Below are 17,205 nucleotides of genomic sequence, written 5' to 3'. Positions count from 1 at the left end.
CTCATGGTTGATGAGCTCGCTATCCATCGGATTGCTGTTCGTGGTTGCCGTAGGGGTCGCTTACCTGCTGCCAAGCCCGTACGGAATTTACGCATTTGTCGCGGGTGCGATTGTTCTCGCGCTGATGCTGTACTTCAACCCGAAGTACAGGTTCTTTCGTTTGGCGTCGAGTGTTGCGATATCATGGCTGGCCATCAGAAGTGTTCCCAATGTCGTCCTAGGCTCGTTCTCTGCTTGGTTTCCAGCCGTTGCTTCGATTGAGGGCGATGTGCCTTGGAGCTTTGACGTTGCCGCCGCCATTGTGACGTTGGGTTTGGCAGCGTTCGATAAGGATGTTCGGTCCGGCGTATCACGCAACGGACCGGTGCTAATTCGATTGTTCACTTCGCAATCTTCGTCGGCAATTGGTCATCAAAGTCAATCGGTAGTAGTTGGCGACGTCACGGGTGACGGCAACAGTGTTACCATCGTCAATCGAGCCAGCGACGCGGATTTCAACGCTAAGATCGACCAGTGCGCTGGATACCTGAAAGAGCGAAAACCCGACATCGCTATCGTTTTATTAAACCAAATTCGACGCGACTCATGGGACCAACTTACCGCAAGAGAGAAGTACCGGGTTGAAGCCAATCTGGGGCACGCACACAACCAGAAAGATGAGCTAGAAACGGCGGCCAAACATTTCCTAGAGGCAAGACGATATCAGCCAAACGAATCTGACGCAGCTGGTCTTGAAGCGATTGCTTATCACCTGCTCGGTGAGAGTAAGCGAGCATTAGAGCTTGCAAACGAAGTGCTGGCTGACAATCCGCGGTGCCTAGAAGCATTGGTCGTGAAGATTGCGTCGGCGAGCGAGCAGGTGCCAACAAAGAAGTTGGAAGAAGATGTGCCCCCGGATTTGCTTCATGACCAGCAAGTTCTGTTTGCCCTTTGCTGTGCGGCGTCCATCCGACGCGAACTTGAGAATGCAGTCGAATATTCGCGTAAATTGCTTGCGAAGGCGCCAGATGACTTACAGTTCAAAATGAGCTTGGGTTCGGCTCTCGCAAATCTCGCGATTGATGGCCACGTCGGCCGGCGGGAAATCACGACGGCAGAGTGCGAAAGTCTTGCGAAAGAAACGATTGAATTGCTTTCCAACGTGCTTGCTTCGGAGGGCCAAACGCGATTGACCCGAGCTCATGCGTTTTACCATCGCGGACTTGCGCAGGAAGTTCTCAATAAGCCGGATCGCGCAGAAGCTGATCTTCGAGCAGGTGTTCAAGAACGTCCAGAGGACGGTGAATTAAACTACCAGCTTTGCGTCTTCCTGATCCGACATAACAAGTACGAGCAGGCAATTGAGCATTTCGATGAATCGAATTGCGACAGTTCGCGGATCGACCCTGGTCTATTGTTGTCGCGTCTACTTTTCTCCAGAAATACTCCTACAGATCGTGACCGTGCTGAGGAGCTTCTGATAGGCATACTGGACGCTGTTCCAGCACCTGACGAACGACTGACGTTTGAAGCGGTCGAGCTACTAGCACGTGAACTGGCGGAAGCCCAATACGAACCTCGAGCAAGAGACATCCTGCAACAGTATGCGTCGAGACTTGAGCAGGCGGCGCAACAAAGCATCGCTGCCGAGATAGACCTTGTAACCGGGGAAGTAGAGTCGGCCAGGACGAACGCAAAAGACGCATTCGACGCGTTGACATCAACGACTCCACCTGTAGTTAAGTATTTTTTGGGGAAGACCTTAGCGGATGTCGGACTGGATGACGAAGCAAGTGTCGTTTTAAAAGATGTTGTCGAAACTGCGAGCATTGACGCCGCAGCCGAACTTCTCTTGAAGACGGCTTGGAATTCTAAGGATTACGAATTTCTCCTCAGCTTCACGGCGAAGCTCCGCGACCTGGGAAGATCAACAGCCCAGTCAATGGAGCTAGAAATTCTCGCATTGGAGGCAGTTCGTGAATTTGACGACGCGATTGCTCGAATCAACGAATTCTTGGCTGCGCCGATTGATGAAGGTTTTGCAAAGTACCTGCGTCTAAAACTAAGCTGGATTGGAAAGTGGCTGGAAGACGAATCGTTGGTAACCTACGATCTGGCGATACTGCCTGGGCTCGAAGACTGCGGGGATAGTAAGAGCCTTTCCCTATCAGCCGTCTGTGGTGTCGCTCATCTGTTGGTCGAGGGGCCGAATCCGAATGACGGCTTCAGGCTGGCGTACCAATTGGTTCGACAACACTTCAACAACTCACTTGCGCATCAATGCTTGATTGGGGCATATCAGTTCGGGACAAAGACAAAGTTTCCCGTTCGATCCACGGTGGATGAAAACTGTGCGGTGGCAATCTCGAATGGCGCAACGAAGGAAATTCATTGGCGTGTCATCGAATCAGATGTTCCCATTGGCCCATTGCAGGAAATCTCGAGAGAATCATTTCTAACGCAGCAAATGATCGGCAAGTGCGTGGGCGATGTCATTCGATTGCGAGAAGATGATCTTCAAGAAGAAACCGGAACGATCGAAGCGATTCTCGATAAAGTCGAATACCGTGCTCGCGACTCAATAAATAACTGGACCTCACGTTTCGGCAACGATGGTTTCCTGCGATCGTTTAGCTTCAAGAAGCCTAACGGTGAGCTTGATGTTGATGCCTTTTTTGAAGTACAAAGGAAGCTTCACGAGCCAAACGAAAACTCGTTTCGGATCTACCAGAACGAGGTTCCCTCAGTTAGCTGGTTTGCGAGAGTAACAGGACGTTCGCTCATCGAGGCGATTGGTTTCTTAGCGGCCAGTTCTGATTGTCGAATCCAATGTTGCTCTGGGGATGTGACAGAAAAACAACGAGCCGATCAATTCATTGACTCCGATCGTGCGATTGTATTGTCTCCATCGACACTGGCGACGCTGTTCTTGCTTTCTGCGCATCGCAGGATTTCGCGTCTTCCCGCTGGTTGTATCGTCAGCGCAAGTGCTTTGGATACCGTTCGCTCGTTACGAAGGGATCCAAATTCTAGATTTCGGAGCGAGTGCTTTGCCGGAATACGGTTTGGAAAGCCGTGGCTCGAGGAACGAACGGAAGATCAAATCGCGAATGGCCTGGAGGAATTGTCCGCGTTCATTACGTGGTTGCAGGAAAATGCGGGTGTCTGTGGTGGGCGAGGAATTCTATCGATTGGCAGACAGGCTCGTGAACGATTGCGAGAATCCTGTGGTACCGCCACGGTCGAGTCGATTGGTACGGCAATCGAGAAGAACGCGATACTCTGTATCGACGATCCATTAGTGACGCTGCTGGAAGAGGATCACACGCCAGTCGATCGCATTTGGACTTCAATGCTTCTGAAAAAAATGAATCGTGCGAGTCTGCTAGATGATGAGTCCTATCGTGACTTTCTTCTGCAGTTGATCGCATGCGATTACCGTTTCATTCCACTTGACCAGGCGATGGTGAACCGTGCAGGGGAACGCGCCAGATGGGATTCTTCAGACGCAGTATTTAGAGCGGTTATCGAATGGCTCAATCGATCCGGGGTTGTTCATGCAGCACCGGTCGCCGCTTTCATCATCCAGAGGACTTGGGCGGAAACCCAACTTGCAAACCTTCGAGCTGACGTGCTGTCATCCGTTGTCCGTTCCCTAGCGAAACGTCGTGATGGAATCGCCTCGCTGCGGCAACTGGATTCGCAAATCCGACGTGCGTTCCGCCTTCAACCAGATACACTTCAACAGATTCGTAATGCGATTCGCCGTACAGAAGAGCTGGAGCTAGCTTCAAGTCCAATCATCCTGCCCGGTGACCCAGACTACTCGATTCCAAATTTCCGATTTAAGTGAGTAGCCGCTGACGTCGTTTCAAACTTCGCAGCAAATCTTCTCAAAACCAGAAAATCGTCTTATCCGATGGACCAGACGTGTCACGGGCGTCTGGTTCAATAATCCGGGCTGTCGGTTTTGCTAGCAAAATTTCGGATTGGGGGATTGTCTGGGTTTGGGGACACGGGATATTATCATTGCAGTGTTTAGTGTACGCTATACATCGAGGGTCGGGGGCTCGTGTTTTTGCGGGTTTCTGGAGGAGAAAGTGGTTGATGGAGATTGCCATGCTTTGGATGCAGTGGATTTCGGGCGACGATTCGGCAGGGAGGCCTGCGCGATGAAAAAGGCTCGTGGTGCGAAGTCGTTTGGCGCGGTGCTGCGCGAGAAGCGAACGGCGAAGAAGATCACGCTGCGCAAATTCGCGGAGATGATCGGCGTTTCGGCGACGTATTTGTCACAGGTCGAGCAGGATCACTTTGCACCGCCAACGGCAGATCGTGTCACGAAGATCGCTGAGTTGTTGGGCGAAGATTCCGACGAATGGATTCGGCTGGCCGATCGCGTGCCGGATGACGTGGATGTCATGGTCCGCCAACACCCCAAGGACATGCCCGAGCTGATGCGGTTAGCGACTGGGCTTTCACCAGAACAATTTGAAACCATCAAAGAACAGATTCGTAAAATGAAAAAGCGGGGGAAGTGACGATGGTCGTTGATTTGTTGGCACAGGGAATCGAAGTGCCGCCGCTGTCGTCTCGCCAGATTGCTGCTGAGGCCGACGCGGTGCTGGCGGAGTACGCGAAGCGATTCGGGCCGATCACGAAACCTCCCATCGAAATCGAAGACGTCACGACATCGGTGCTGCCGCTGACATTTGGCTTCTCGGATCTTCAGAGCCAACTTGGTGGTCGCGTTCATGGTGCGATCTGGTTCTCGCGGCGACATATTCTGATCGACGACACACTGAATCCTGATCGTTTCCCCGATCTTCTCGGTCGCTATCACTTCACGCTCGGCCACGAAATCGCACACTGGCAGTTGCACCGGTTTTTGTTCCTGGACGACAACGGACATGCGGTGTTGTACGGTGACGATGAAATGCCGGACGTGATTTGTCGCAAGGATCATACTCGTCCATTGATCGAACGACAGGCCGATGAGTTCGCCGGTTGTTTGCTGATGCCGGAGTGGTTGCTCAGGCCGGCATGGCGAATGCTAACCGGCAGCAATGCGCCGATTTGCGACTGCCGGCTTCGAGAACTTGTGCCGGCGATCGAGCCGATACGTTTCTTGATCGACGCGGACGGGATCGAGGTCCAGCCGGATCCGATCCGTTTGATGCGTGAGATGTTCTGTGAATCGCTGGCGGATCAATTCGCGGTGTCGGACGAGGCGATGCGGATTCAATTGGAGTATCTGGGTTTGTTCGCTGAGTAGGCGGCTTTGAGGGTTTGTTCATGCCTCCGAATCGGAGGCATTCGTTTTTGATTCTGTGTTTAGTGTGTAGTGTACGGTGCGTTTCCGAGAGGGGGAAAAGACGATGTCATTAGCTGGGTTTAATCCGCGGAACGTCCTGCGGCAGACTTCCAACGGTTTGCTGGAGGAAATGTTTGGCGGGCTGAAAATTCCGATCGACGTGAATTGGTCGGAGGCGATCGAAACGGACGTGGAACCGATCTTTCAGGCGTATCAGTCGCTGGAAGAGCCGACACGACAGAAGATCGAATTGCTACTGCGTGACTTGCATTCAATGGCGACCGAGTCGGGACAACGTTCGATCTTCCAACAAGCCATCCAAATTGGCGAAGACGATTTCCTTGCGGAACTCGAACGGTTCGATAGCCGGTACGACGTCGCGATGCTGACCTATTTGTCGAAGCCAGGAGGTCAAATCGTTCGTGCGTAATCAAGCAACTTTCTGCATCAAGACGATCCATCGCCCGCATTGCTGTGCGGCACTCGTCCGCAGCATCTACGACCACTATGGTGATCACCGTCCGCTGATCCACGTCCTTGATGACGGAAAACCGGAACTGCGTTTCTCGGCCGTTTGTCCAGACGATGCCGCCATGGTCGATCGACTGATTGAGACCGAGTACGACATCGGCCTCTCCGCCGGTCGCAACAGACTGCTTGATTCTGGCGACACACCGATCGTTATCTTTGCCGATGACGATCATCTCGTGACGAATCAAACGCGTCTTCCCGAATTAATCGAGACGCTCAACAAGCATCACGATCTCGATTTGCTTGCGGCGCTCAGTAACAACGACGAGCGTCCTCGCATGTTGCGTGTCGACGGCAGAACGCTGCGTATCGCCTTCGGAAGCTACCGACAGCGGCGTTCGATTCGATGGTGTCACTATGTCGGCAACTGCTTTGTTGCCTATCGTGACATCCTGCAAGCGATCCGCTGGGACGAGTCACTCAAGGTCGAAGAGCACTGGGACTTCTTCTGGCGAGCAAAGATCGCCGGTATGAACGTCGCGGTCGATCTGAATCACTCATTTAAACACGAGCACGTTGACCCGCCCGGCTATCAGCGACGGCGACCTGAGTTCCTGAAGGCCGGATTGGACAAACACGGACTGGAGAAAGTTGTATGGAAATGAAACGAGTGATTGCGGTCCTCGACTTGCCACCACGGCGAGCATCGCAGAACGTACGAGAAAGCTATGAGGCTGCCGCGAAACGATGGGGCGCGGAGGTGCTTTGGATTGACGATCACCTTCAACCCGTGCATCCATTCTGGCAGAAGATATTTGTCTGCGATCACGTGCATCAAAAGTTCGGGCTGGCGCACGTGCTGCAACTAGACAATGACATGTTGATCCGATCGGACTGTCCTTCGCCGTTTGATTTGTTGACGCCGAAGCAATTTGGAATGGTCGCTGAGCGTCAGTCTGCAAACAATCGCATCGACAATGGCGGTTGGCAGCAGCGGGCACAAGAGATTTGGGCGAAGCGATGCAGTGTGCGGCCGGCACCGACATGGCTGCATCCCAATGGCGGACTCTATCTGTACGGTTCGGAAATGTATGGCCCGATGTTCGCTCGCATCATTCGGAATTTGATTCCGACGTGGGGTGCCAGCGATCAGGCCACCGACGAATCGTTGATCGTCAATCAGCTCTACAACGACCATCCGGGCTACATCCAATTCTTGCCGTCCGATTTCAACGTCAGCATGGTCTACTCGGCCGCCTGGGCCATCAATCCGGTCATGCAATCCTACGTCTACCATTTTGTTGGTCGATCAAAGACTCACATTGATGACTGTCGGTGGCAACGGCGGGATCCACCGGAGCTGCCATTTCCTGGCAATGCTGAAACGCAAGAGCTGATTCAACGATGGGGAAATGATCGACCGGCTGAATATGACATCGGGCCGATCTTCACTCCACAACTCGCCGCGAACCTGCTGGCCGTCTATCCAGATTTGATTGTCACTGGCCAATGGTCAGACGAACCACACCAATTGGATCGACGAATGCTCAGTCATACGGAAACCGGTTCGTCGCACTTAGTGCTAACCCGCTTTCTGTTGCAGCTTGGCATCAACGCCCGGCGTTTTCGACTTCGCGTTAAGGAGGACGCCAATGCAACGGCACAACTTGCCGGCACTTGAGTACCACTTGGCCCACGGCTGCAATCTGTCGTGCCAGCAATGCAGCCACTACAGCGACCATCATTTGCCTGGTGCAATGCCCACGATCGAGCAAGCCGATGCCGATTACCAGAAGTGGTCGCATCGCTTGAAGCCGACTCGGTTCGCGTTGCTCGGCGGCGAACCGCTGTTGAATCCCGCGATCTTGGGACACATCAAGCTCGCTAGACAGCATTGGGACAGCGACCTGATGGTCGTTACCAACGGTTTCTTTCTGCATCGTTTTCCTGGCCTGCCGAAAGTGCTGGTCGAAACGAATTGCAGACTGGAAGTCAGCCAACACGGAACGCACGACGAATATGTCAAACGCTTTCGCGAAGTCAAACACCTGGTTTGGCGCTGGCGACAACAGTTTCCCGGCATTCGCATCAAGATTCGACAATCGCACCGCGGTTGGATGCGTCAATACAAGGTGGCGAATGGCAAACCAATGCCCTTCGCCTCGCGGCCCAACGCCGCATTCAAGGTTTGCATGCAGAAAACGTGCACACAGCTCTATGAGGGCAAGCTTTGGAAATGTCCCGCACTGGCCTACTTCGCCAAGCTCGAATCCAAACTTCGATTACAAGACTTTCCGCAGTGGCAACTCTTCCGTGACTACCAAGCGTGTTCAGAATGCGCGACGGATGAAGAACTGCAAACCTTCATCGAGACCAAATCCATCCCGCAGTGCAGCTTGTGCCCCAGCAATCGCACCGCGTTCTCCCATCCCAATCCTCTGCAACGGAGTGCCCTGCAATGACGTATCCTTCCGACTATCCCGAGATGCCGCCGTATCCCTTTGTCCCGCCGTTTGATCCGCCCGGCAGCGAACCGCCCTACGATCCCGAAGACGACGATGACGGCCCGATCATTCTCGCGCCGCCGCCATTGCCGCCTCCGCCAGTGTGGCCCGACGACTATCCGCCAGGCACTCCCGATCCCGGCCCGCGTCCGCCTTGGTGGCCGGACGATTACCCATGGCCGCCGCCACCCGAAGAACCGGTCGTGATCGAGTCTCCACCGCCGATTCACGTTTGGTCGCGACTGCCGCCGGACCATCCCTATCACGTTCCGCCTGGCTACTCTGCTCCCGACAACCTTCCGCCAGGTCACCCCGGGGAAGCCTATCCAGGCATGCCAGACTATCCCGTCGTTCATCCCGGCGATTGGGGCGACGATTGGCCGAGCTATCCAGGCATCCTCGACGATTGAAATTCGTAGTCAAGACAAACTCTCTTACGCACAAGCCAGCATCACGCTGGCTTGTGTCGTTTGGCACCGCCGGTATTCGATTTTTTGAAGGGAATGTACAACTAACACTTCGTAACAAAACGTTTCATTTCAGCATGGAGACACGAAGTGGCCAAGAAGAAAGCAGCCGTCAAGAAGACGCCCGCAAAGAAGAAGCCGTCAACCCTCAACGACATCTACAATGAAGTCTCTCGAAAAGCAGATACAGACGGTTTGAAAATCAGCGTTGCTGAAACCAAGCGGGTGCTGGCGTGTTTTTTCGATGTTCTCGAAGACTACAAACCGGCCGAAGCATTCGACTTCGTCGCCAAGGGATTGAAGCGTGCTGGCACGCGCCGGCGTTAACCTTTTTTAGTGTGTCTCTGTGTGCGGTTTGCATTGCATTGTGCGATACTTGTTTTGATGGACGAAGTTGAGGCGAACGACTTTCTAAAAAACGGAACACATCCGGTTCGATTAGCTTGCTTGCCATCGAACGCATCGCTACGTTCGATAGCAGCAAGAAGCAACCGTGACGACAATGCGATTAGTTCTTGCTATGAATGAACGACCCATGCATTCTAGGTGAAATAAGAGAGCACTTTGCGATGTCAGAACCACTGTTGAGAATCAGCAATCATCACGCTCCTGGATCAGGCGATCCGCCAATTGTTGATGACGCTCAGGCCGATCAGTACATCGGCTACTTTGAAAATCTTTTCGGCGAGCAATGGGTGTTCACACGAGATCAGGCAACGGGCGTTGCGATTCTTCGCGGCGGCGACATCAGCTGGAACACGCCCATCGATGTGACTGATGGCGCCACTAGAGGGTTGACGCTCAACCCCAGCGAAGCACAGTGGTTGGAGTCTTGCCTCGCCGCCAGCCAAGCATTTGCGAGAAGGTAAAACGCCGCTTGCGCAGCCGAAAGAGTGTTCCTAGTAAGGCAGCAGTGCGTCTTCCCTACGGTAACGATTCAGTTCGTAGTGCTCGTAACGAACACGCGAGCCTTCAGCGTCCGTTAACCTCAGCTATGTCGCGAAGAATTGCGATCTGTAGCGATTGAGCAGCTGGTCTAATCATAAGGCGTGGCGCCTAATTGGATATGCGACCTTGTCGTACCAGTAGAAACTTGCGGCAACAACTTTGTCACGGCCAAAATGAGCCAGGTGCACAGCGAACGCGCTTTTCCCGACGCCTGGACCTCCCTGCAGCAAAAACATTCGATCTTGGCGACTAGGATCTCCCCACCATGACTCCAGTTGCCTTAGGACCCAATCGCGTCCCACGAAGGGCTTTCCAATCAGTTCGAGAATTCGTGGGTCAGAAGAAATGGGCTTGAGAATAGACTGAAGTTCTTGGATCTCACCAGCAAACCAGCGGACCTAGTCGGACTCAATGACCCCAACCAACTCATCGAACTTTGATCGATACCAAGCGTCCCATTCCGCTCCACCTTCGCGCTTCCTTTCTTGCCAGTCGTGCATGTCCAGCAGTTGGATATGGCTGACTGTAGGTGGTGGCGAGACGTCTGACTCGCGCTCAAGCAGAATCGTTTGGACGTTGCCTCCTTTAACCCCAACGGCGATGCCAATTTCATCCAGTCATACACCTGGATCACGAACGGAATGCTTCGTCAGGAATGAGAGCACACCATCACTATTGATCAAGCCTTCGGTAATTTTGCGACGCCAATCATCACCAGCCTTGATTTCACTTCGGTCAATCCAAACGACGTGGCCACGATCCTCAAGGTCGAGCTTGATCCGCTGCACCAGCCCCTCGTTCGAGTCATGACCATAGCTGAGAAAACTTCGCATCGAGGAATTTAGAGCCTATCCGAAAACTCCGGCTCTGCTGAATGTGAAATAGGCGCATGCTAGTTGTAGAGCAGCGACATGGTTGTCGATCTTTTTCTCCCAGCGTACCAAGACCGCTCGGAACCGATTGAGCCAGCTGTGTGTTCGTTCAACTACCCAGCGTCTCGGACGCTCACCCCGTTGTCTCTTGAGTTCGCGTTTTTCTTCGGCACGCGATCGCACATGTGCGGTGTAATGGTAGACGCTTTCGATCAGTGTGTGCATGGAGGCTGACTGATAGCCTTTGTCCAAACAAATGTGCTCATCAAATTCATTGTGTTCGCGAGGCCAACGAACAAGGCAGTGCTCAATCGTTTCCTGCAACAGCTTGATGTCGTGAGTGTTTGCTCCATCCACGATGAGCGAAATCGGAATGCCTGCCGCTTCTGTCATGAGCGATCTTTTTGTCCCGAGTTTTCCTCGATCAGTCGGGTTTTTGCCCGTTGCATCACCACCGAGCGGAGCTTTCGTCATCGCCCCATCGACACTTTGCCATGTCCAATCCAGGCCAACCAACTCGTCATAGACTTCTAATGCCAGTTGCCATAGATCGTCGAAAACGCCGAAGCCCACCCACTCTTGAAAGTACGCGTGAGCAGTGCTGCCCGCGGCGAGACATCGCGGGATTGCTTTCCATTGACACCCAGTACGCATTCGATAGAAGATGGCATCGGCAACGCCACGAAGGTTGGCTCTCGGGCGACCGCCCTTGCCGCAATCTTCGTATATCGGAAGCACGGCATTCATCTGTTCCCAAAGTTCATCAGACATTCGGAAATGGTCGAAGCTGGTGGCACCGTCCATGGTGAGTCCCCTGCGAGTAGTTGAAAGTGTGGTAACTCTCAAATACCAAAGGGGCTCACCTGCTTTTCAATATCAAAAACGGTTTCCGGATAGGCTCTTAGTTGCGAGCAGACTTTTTGCCAAAAATTGTAATCACAACTCTTGAGAGTCAATACAATTCCAAAGCATCACTAATGGCCCGTAGTTTTCTATTTTCGTAACTCTGTTTGGAAATAAACTCGATCGCGTTCTTAACAAGTTGCATTTCAACCTGTGACAAGACTTCTTGGTTTCGCGTACCGGATAGCATTCTTTTTATGGCTGAAGCAGTTATTCTAAACGCATCCTTGCCGTCGCCTTCGAGTATTTTCGCATGCGCATAGAGAATCTCGCCCACCCCCAAATAAAAGATCTGTTCGGAACTGTCCGGCTGATAGGAAAATGACTGGTATACATCAATCAAGTTGGCGAAGTCCTTTCCGGCATGCAGGCAAAGCAGTATCTCAAGCAATTTCTTGTCTGATAGTCCCCCTGCCCCCGACTTAACGTCATCAAGTATTTTTCCCACAACGACCACCGCCTTGTCGTGGCGTCCTTTCAGTCGATATTCTCTGGCTAATCGAATGGAGAGAGTGGAGTAGGAGCTCCAAAGCTCTAGCTTTCTTGGTGCTGTTTTCTCGAGAAAGGCTTCGGCATTCTCAAAAAACTCTTCTGGTTGGCCGGCATCTGCATCGATCGTTGCCAATTCAAAGAGTAGCTGCACTCGGAGATCAGTCCAGCCAATGCTATCCCTTGCTGCCAGTGCATTTGTTAAGCAGGTTCTGGCCTTTTGGAATTCACCTAATTTTGATTGACATTTTGCAATATTTGCTAACGTCACAACATAATTGTCGGACTCCTCTTTCTCTTTTCCTAGCGAAACCAGCACATTAAGACTTGCATCGAGAGAATCTGCATACCGCTGCTCCTCAAAAAGTCTGTTTGCAATTGTTCCCCACCACCTCCATGAATCAGATCCTCCTCCGGCGTGAGATCTGTCTTTTAGCTGGGCCGCTTGAGTCATGAGAGAGATATCGAAATTCCTATCTCCTAGCTCCCACATTAGCTTTGCTGTGGTTGCGGCAACAGCAGACTCTAATGAGTCTGGATCTATTGAAACGAAGACTCCTTTGACGGACGGCAATCTGGAATTACTTTGCCAAGGGCCATCCAGCAACTGAACATTCATGAGCTCGTCAACGTGAACTCCGCTCCACGCATCGAATTGCGTCACGTTGGTTAATTTAAGCCAATCGACATCGAAAATACGAATTGAGTCGGTCTTGACGGAAATAAACTTTTTGCCCGCAGTAAGCATAAAGCTGTGCTTGCAATCCCCAAAATCATAGCTCCTAAAAGTCTTTGAAGAAGGATTCCAAATAGAGAGCAAACCATCGTCTCCACGTATCCAAATATTCTCGCCATCATCAGTCCACTCCACTTCATCCATCGAGTCGCAAAAGCGTTCATCAATCAAGGACAGCGAACCCACGGTAAACACTTCTAAGGTTTTGGTCTGGCCGTTGTCTGAACAAACAAGTACCCGGTCCGATTTTGGAGACACGATCACAAACTGATCAATCGCACGTTTCAAGGGGCGAGACGTAAGACTATCTGTGTCATCCACGGAGCGGCATTGGATCTCGATCGTATCTGAGTTAGGGTTAAGTTGGAGGGCGAGCGCATGCCTAAAATCCGGCGTTGGCACTCCTTCTACCAGCACTCTGTTTTCTGAAGATAAATCACAAAAAAGATTGCGATCCGAGACGACGCTTACATGTCCTTTTTCAATAAAACGCCCATAAATGCCTTTCCCGCTGATACTGGTTTTGATACTAATTTCGTTAATGATTCTCCCATCCGAAACATCTATCACTCGCAACTGTTGAGTTTTGCCTTCCGAGCTCAAAAGTAAATACCTGAGTGTGTCCATGTCACATCGCACTGTATCTAGAACGGAATTTAGGTCTAAGCCCACGGTGTCAATCGAATGCATTTGTTGGAGGTCATATAACTCAACCACTCGTTCATCAGCTTTGGTCACGACCAGTGTGCCATCAGCCGAGAACTCGCTGGCCGATTTGGAGTTGCCGAGTTCGACTTTACGCTTCCCATCACGACAGTTGACAACGAAAAGACCCGACTCGTCATCTACCATAATCCACTCACTATCGCTGTTGAATTTGAGCGATTGGACTAGCCCAGTTGTCGTGCAAAGATCTTGAGTAACCCACTCGTAAGAGCGTAAGTCAAGCAACCCGAGTTTCTTATCTGAATTAAGACAAGCAAGATACCTTTGGCCTGAATCGATAGCCGGATTCGTAACCGTCCGTTCGACAACCGCTTCCTCATAGGCATTCGAAAACGGGTGGTGGACTCGGACTGTTCCATCTTCATGGCCGGAAACGATGATTCGCCCAGCACTTGCCCAACAAACTGACCTAACCTGAGAATTTGTCGGAAAACTGACTGAATCTCGGTTGTCTCTCCAGTTGGAAATGGACACGGTGTTGCCCACGTAATTGACGATAAAGTCCTCGTAAGTTCCAATCGCAACGGGTGGAAATGATGGATTCACAAAAAGTGGATCCCCTAGTTGCATAAGTTCGATAGGTGGATGGGCCACGTCAGCGATGTTAAGCACCATGCGGTTCTCGGCGGGCTGAAGATACAGTATCAAGTCGCCGGTAGTGTCTGTTGCCAATGGCCAGCTAAGCGCACCGTCATTGATCATCGTTTTTTCAACGATAAACCTTTCGGCATCTACACGCTCCAAATAAAAACCTCGTTTGGCTGCCAAATTTGCTTGCAGACTAAGTCCATTGCCTTTTATAGTGCCAACCAACTTCAAGCCTCCCCAATCAATCCGGTCTTGCCGACCGGAGATATACAAAACGTTTCCATCCTTGCTTGGGACGATCGCATCGCATCGAAACTCAGTTTTGCAACGTGCCAGCAATCTCCCGGAACGCAGATCGTACTTCAACAATCCGTCCAAGGTGCCAACATATGCGATTGAGTCTCGGGCGCCGAATTGCAGTTGAGTACAGTCGGACGGCGTGTCCAAGAGAGCAGTTCGGTCTTTGGGATCTGAGAGAGCTTGGTAAAGCACTTTCCCATCTTCAACAGCAATCAGTAAATGAGTCCCAGCCGCATTCATTAGCACTCTTTGAACAACTGACTCGCATTCGAAGCTTCCATTGACAGTCATGCTCTTTGGATCAATTACGAAAACGATCCTGGAGTTATCTTGAAGTACTGCAATCTTAGTGCCATCTTGGGATGATGAAACCTGCAGTATCGGTGATTTGAACCTAGCAAGGGGCACAGCTTGCTTACCACCATGCGTAAATTGAAACGCTGCGGTATCGCTTACGGCTTGTTTAAGTTTATTGCTTGCCTCTGATAGTCGAAAGGCTGGAAGCAAGAGGCGAGCAGCGTGATCAAACTGACCGTTTGCATATAGCTCTTGGGAAGTTGCCAAGTAGGTTTGGGCAGTTGCCAAATCAATCTCGGTTCTCTGCCCAACAATCGTTTCAAGACGCGTTTCCGCTAGCTCCAAGCTCTTCGTAGCTCGACTTTCGTTTGCAACAGCAACTCGTCGCAGTTCCGATTCGCGGGTAAGCGATTCGTTTTTCAGGTTCTTTTCCTTATTTACGAAAAACAGTCCCGTGGTAACGGTTAGCACTCCCACTGCCAGGGCTGCTATTGTTCCTGAGACCCAACTGGGTCTTTTGCGAATTGCCCTTTGGCTCGCACGTAGTAAGTTGTCGGGCAGAACCGCAATTGGTTCGTCAGCAAGCCAGTTCTGGATGTCATCTGCGAGAGCTTCCGCTGATGCATACCGATCAGCAGGAAGCTTTTCCATTGCCTTTCCGCAGATCGCCACGAGCGCAGCAGGAACCTGCTTATTTGATTCGGCGATACTAGGAATGGATTGATGTTGTATAGCTTCCATTAAAGAGGCGGTGGAAGACGCCTTAAACGGAAGATCTCCGGCGATCAACTCGTAAAGCGTTGCCCCCAATCCATATATGTCAGTGTGCGCGCCATGATCTGATATTCGGCCACTCGCTTGCTCCGGCGCCATGTAGCCGGGGCTTCCGAGGCGTGTTCCTGCCCGCGTTTGATCAAATCCAGAGTCGTCAGATTTTCCTTCGACGTCACGCTTCTGAGATTGATCAGGTTCTTCGTCACCAATCCGCTTTGCCAGCCCCCAATCGAGCAAAATCACTTCTCCATAGTCACCTAACATTATATTAGCAGGCTTGATGTCCCGATGCATGATGCCCTCACTGTGCGCATACGCAACAGCTTTGCATACAGAAACGAATGACTGAAGCAACTCACGAAAATGAACTTTTTTTGCTCTCTCTGAGGCTGTCCTGTCAAGGTGGTGATGCCTAATAGCGTCATGTAAGGTTTTGTGGCCAACAAATCGCATTGCATAAAAAGGCAATTGATCATCGGGAGTTAAGCCAAGTTCGTACACTGGGATAATATTGGGGTGCTGCAACCGGCCAGTAATTCGAGCTTCGCGAAGAAAACGTTCAATCGCCATCGGATCGATTGCGCGATTTCCTTTCAACTGCTTGATAGCCACATTGCGATTCAAAACGGTGTCTTCAGCGACAGATACAACACCAAGACCACCCGTCTGGTGCGTTCGCGTGAGTCTATAGCGCCAATGTTCTGGTGATAGTTGAGTTTTTAAGAAGTGCGACTGATCCGGAAGTGAGGCAATCGTCTGAGGATCAAGTGATTCACTAAGTGTCAAGCGAATGTCATTATCAATAGCATCAGCGAGCGATTTTCGCGGGTCACCACCCTTGGCTAAGATTTTTCTTTCTAACCGCGCCTCGACCAAAACGCGATCAGAGCGATTGATTATACCTTCGCTTTCTAGCAATTCTGACAACGATTGACCTGTATCCATAGCCCATAGGCCACAAGCTCTAACAAATGCCTCTCGAGAGATCAAAGCGTCTTGCAAGGCTAGGACACCAAACAGTAAGTTTCGATCGCGAAAATCGCCCTGACCAACATTTTGCTTGATGTCCGGAACTACAATTAGCAGGGAGCGAAGCACTTCAATAACCAATTCTTCTGCCGAAGCAAATTCCCGCCGGTCACGACCGTTTGCTTCTAATAATCGCCAGTGAATTCGCTGACGCTCTTTTTGCTCCTGGTTAAATGCAAACTCAGGCGAACGGCTGGCCAAGTCTGCAGCTTTATAGATGAGAACAGGTTTGTCGTAATAAATGGCAAGCCACGCTTCCCATTGCGTATAAGATATGCCTGGTGGTTTCTCAAGCTCCGATAAGTCGAAAGTCGAACCGAATTTATCTAGTTCGGACCTTAGTTTGCCTACTTCGGCAGCAGTTGGATAGCTTCCCGTACTATCGCCTATTACGTGTATAACAGCATCGCAGGTCGATATATATTCTTTGAGTTTTCCTAACGTTGTCGTACCAGAATCGATGAAACTCTCTTGGTGTCGAACTTCAACTCCAGGCAGGGAAAGGCGAGCTGCCAGCAGGTCACGATAGTGTCGAAACTCATGGGTCACGCAAGAAATAAACACGCTACGTTTGGTAATATTGAATCGTCTACTGCCCTTTTTTAATTGTTTCGTGTTGGTGGCGACGTTAGTAAACAATCCTGAAAACCGTCTTGCCCTGACCGGTTTCGATTGGTTGTCGATGAAAATAAGATCGTCCGGCTTTAGTTTGCCCTCAGCGGATAACTTTCTCAAATCTTTGCTAGTTAAAGGCCCTTCTTTTGAGCCATCCTTCGCTAAAAAAAACTGCATTCCTGGTTTTTCCGTCACT

General features: G+C 51.2%; 13 protein-coding genes. 10 read left to right on the top strand and 3 right to left on the bottom strand.

Annotated features, from left to right (window positions below):
- Positions 1–10 precede the first annotated feature (10 nt).
- The 10 genes from RB_RS23580 to RB_RS23535 all read left to right on the top strand — a co-directional run bounded on the left by RB_RS23580 (position 11) and on the right by RB_RS23535 (position 9,601).
- Positions 11–3,832 carry a tetratricopeptide repeat protein gene (locus RB_RS23580; RefSeq protein WP_164922417.1) on the top strand — a complete coding sequence of 1,274 codons (3,822 nt, stop codon included), beginning with the start codon at positions 11–13 and terminating at the stop codon, positions 3,830–3,832.
- 136 nt (positions 3,833–3,968) lie between these two features.
- A complete protein-coding gene (locus RB_RS23575; protein ID WP_011123223.1) occupies positions 3,969–4,517 on the top strand; it encodes a helix-turn-helix domain-containing protein in 549 nt (182 codons plus the stop codon).
- A gap of 2 nt (positions 4,518–4,519) precedes the next feature.
- Complete coding sequence (locus RB_RS23570; protein ID WP_164922416.1) at positions 4,520–5,251, top strand: ImmA/IrrE family metallo-endopeptidase; 732 nt, start codon at positions 4,520–4,522, stop codon at positions 5,249–5,251.
- A gap of 103 nt (positions 5,252–5,354) precedes the next feature.
- Positions 5,355–5,720 carry a hypothetical protein gene (locus RB_RS23565; RefSeq protein ID WP_011123221.1) on the top strand — a complete coding sequence of 122 codons (366 nt, stop codon included), beginning with the start codon at positions 5,355–5,357 and terminating at the stop codon, positions 5,718–5,720.
- Complete coding sequence (locus tag RB_RS23560) at positions 5,713–6,426, top strand: glycosyltransferase (RefSeq protein WP_011123220.1); 714 nt, start codon at positions 5,713–5,715, stop codon at positions 6,424–6,426. The genes RB_RS23565 and RB_RS23560 overlap by 8 nt, the downstream gene beginning before the upstream one ends.
- Positions 6,417–7,442, top strand: coding sequence for a hypothetical protein (locus tag RB_RS23555; protein ID WP_011123219.1), 1,026 nt, complete (start codon positions 6,417–6,419; stop codon positions 7,440–7,442). Before RB_RS23560 ends, RB_RS23555 begins: the two co-directional genes overlap by 10 nt.
- Complete coding sequence (locus RB_RS23550) at positions 7,414–8,223, top strand: radical SAM protein (protein ID WP_164922415.1); 810 nt, start codon at positions 7,414–7,416, stop codon at positions 8,221–8,223. The genes RB_RS23555 and RB_RS23550 overlap by 29 nt, the downstream gene beginning before the upstream one ends.
- Complete coding sequence (locus tag RB_RS23545; RefSeq protein WP_011123217.1) at positions 8,220–8,675, top strand: hypothetical protein; 456 nt, start codon at positions 8,220–8,222, stop codon at positions 8,673–8,675. Before RB_RS23550 ends, RB_RS23545 begins: the two co-directional genes overlap by 4 nt.
- 147 nt (positions 8,676–8,822) lie before the next feature.
- Positions 8,823–9,059: a hypothetical protein gene (locus RB_RS23540; RefSeq protein WP_164922414.1), complete on the top strand. Its 237-nt coding sequence runs from the start codon at positions 8,823–8,825 to the stop codon at positions 9,057–9,059.
- A 242-nt stretch (positions 9,060–9,301) separates the two neighbouring features.
- Positions 9,302–9,601: a hypothetical protein gene (locus RB_RS23535; protein WP_164922413.1), complete on the top strand. Its 300-nt coding sequence runs from the start codon at positions 9,302–9,304 to the stop codon at positions 9,599–9,601.
- Positions 9,602–10,297: 696 nt separating this feature from the next.
- Here RB_RS23535 and RB_RS23530 read toward each other — a convergent pair.
- From RB_RS23530 to RB_RS23520, 3 genes are all read right to left on the bottom strand, one after another.
- On the bottom strand, positions 10,298–10,513 hold the full coding sequence (locus tag RB_RS23530) for a toll/interleukin-1 receptor domain-containing protein (protein ID WP_164922412.1): 216 nt from the start codon (positions 10,511–10,513) through the stop codon (positions 10,298–10,300).
- Positions 10,514–10,528: 15 nt separating this feature from the next.
- The gene (locus RB_RS23525; protein WP_165447225.1) at positions 10,529–11,356 is read right to left on the bottom strand and encodes an IS5-like element ISRba8 family transposase; all 828 of its coding nucleotides are present in this window, start codon (positions 11,354–11,356) and stop codon (positions 10,529–10,531) included.
- Positions 11,357–11,504: 148 nt separating this feature from the next.
- Positions 11,505–17,204 carry a protein kinase domain-containing protein gene (locus RB_RS23520; RefSeq protein ID WP_011123208.1) on the bottom strand — a complete coding sequence of 1,900 codons (5,700 nt, stop codon included), beginning with the start codon at positions 17,202–17,204 and terminating at the stop codon, positions 11,505–11,507.
- Position 17,205 lies beyond the last annotated feature (1 nt).

Origin of the sequence: Rhodopirellula baltica SH 1 (genome assembly GCF_000196115.1) — a bacterium.
Classification (GTDB): domain Bacteria; phylum Planctomycetota; class Planctomycetia; order Pirellulales; family Pirellulaceae; genus Rhodopirellula; species Rhodopirellula baltica.
This window is presented reverse-complemented; position numbering and strand designations above follow the sequence as displayed.

Excerpts from the sequence above, each read along its gene's own strand:
- RB_RS23580 (WP_164922417.1), top strand. The coding sequence starts at position 11 with ATGAGCTCGCTATCCATCGGATTGCTGTTCGTGGTTGCCGTAGGGGTC.
- RB_RS23570 (WP_164922416.1), top strand. The coding sequence starts at position 4,520 with ATGGTCGTTGATTTGTTGGCACAGGGAATCGAAGTGCCGCCGCTGTCG.
- RB_RS23565 (WP_011123221.1), top strand. The coding sequence starts at position 5,355 with ATGTCATTAGCTGGGTTTAATCCGCGGAACGTCCTGCGGCAGACTTCC.
- RB_RS23555 (WP_011123219.1), top strand. The coding sequence starts at position 6,417 with ATGGAAATGAAACGAGTGATTGCGGTCCTCGACTTGCCACCACGGCGA.
- RB_RS23550 (WP_164922415.1), top strand. The coding sequence starts at position 7,414 with ATGCAACGGCACAACTTGCCGGCACTTGAGTACCACTTGGCCCACGGC.
- RB_RS23545 (WP_011123217.1), top strand. The coding sequence starts at position 8,220 with ATGACGTATCCTTCCGACTATCCCGAGATGCCGCCGTATCCCTTTGTC.
- RB_RS23535 (WP_164922413.1), top strand. The coding sequence starts at position 9,302 with ATGTCAGAACCACTGTTGAGAATCAGCAATCATCACGCTCCTGGATCA.
- RB_RS23530 (WP_164922412.1), bottom strand. The coding sequence starts at position 10,513 with ATGCGAAGTTTTCTCAGCTATGGTCATGACTCGAACGAGGGGCTGGTG.
- RB_RS23525 (WP_165447225.1), bottom strand. The coding sequence starts at position 11,356 with ATGGACGGTGCCACCAGCTTCGACCATTTCCGAATGTCTGATGAACTT.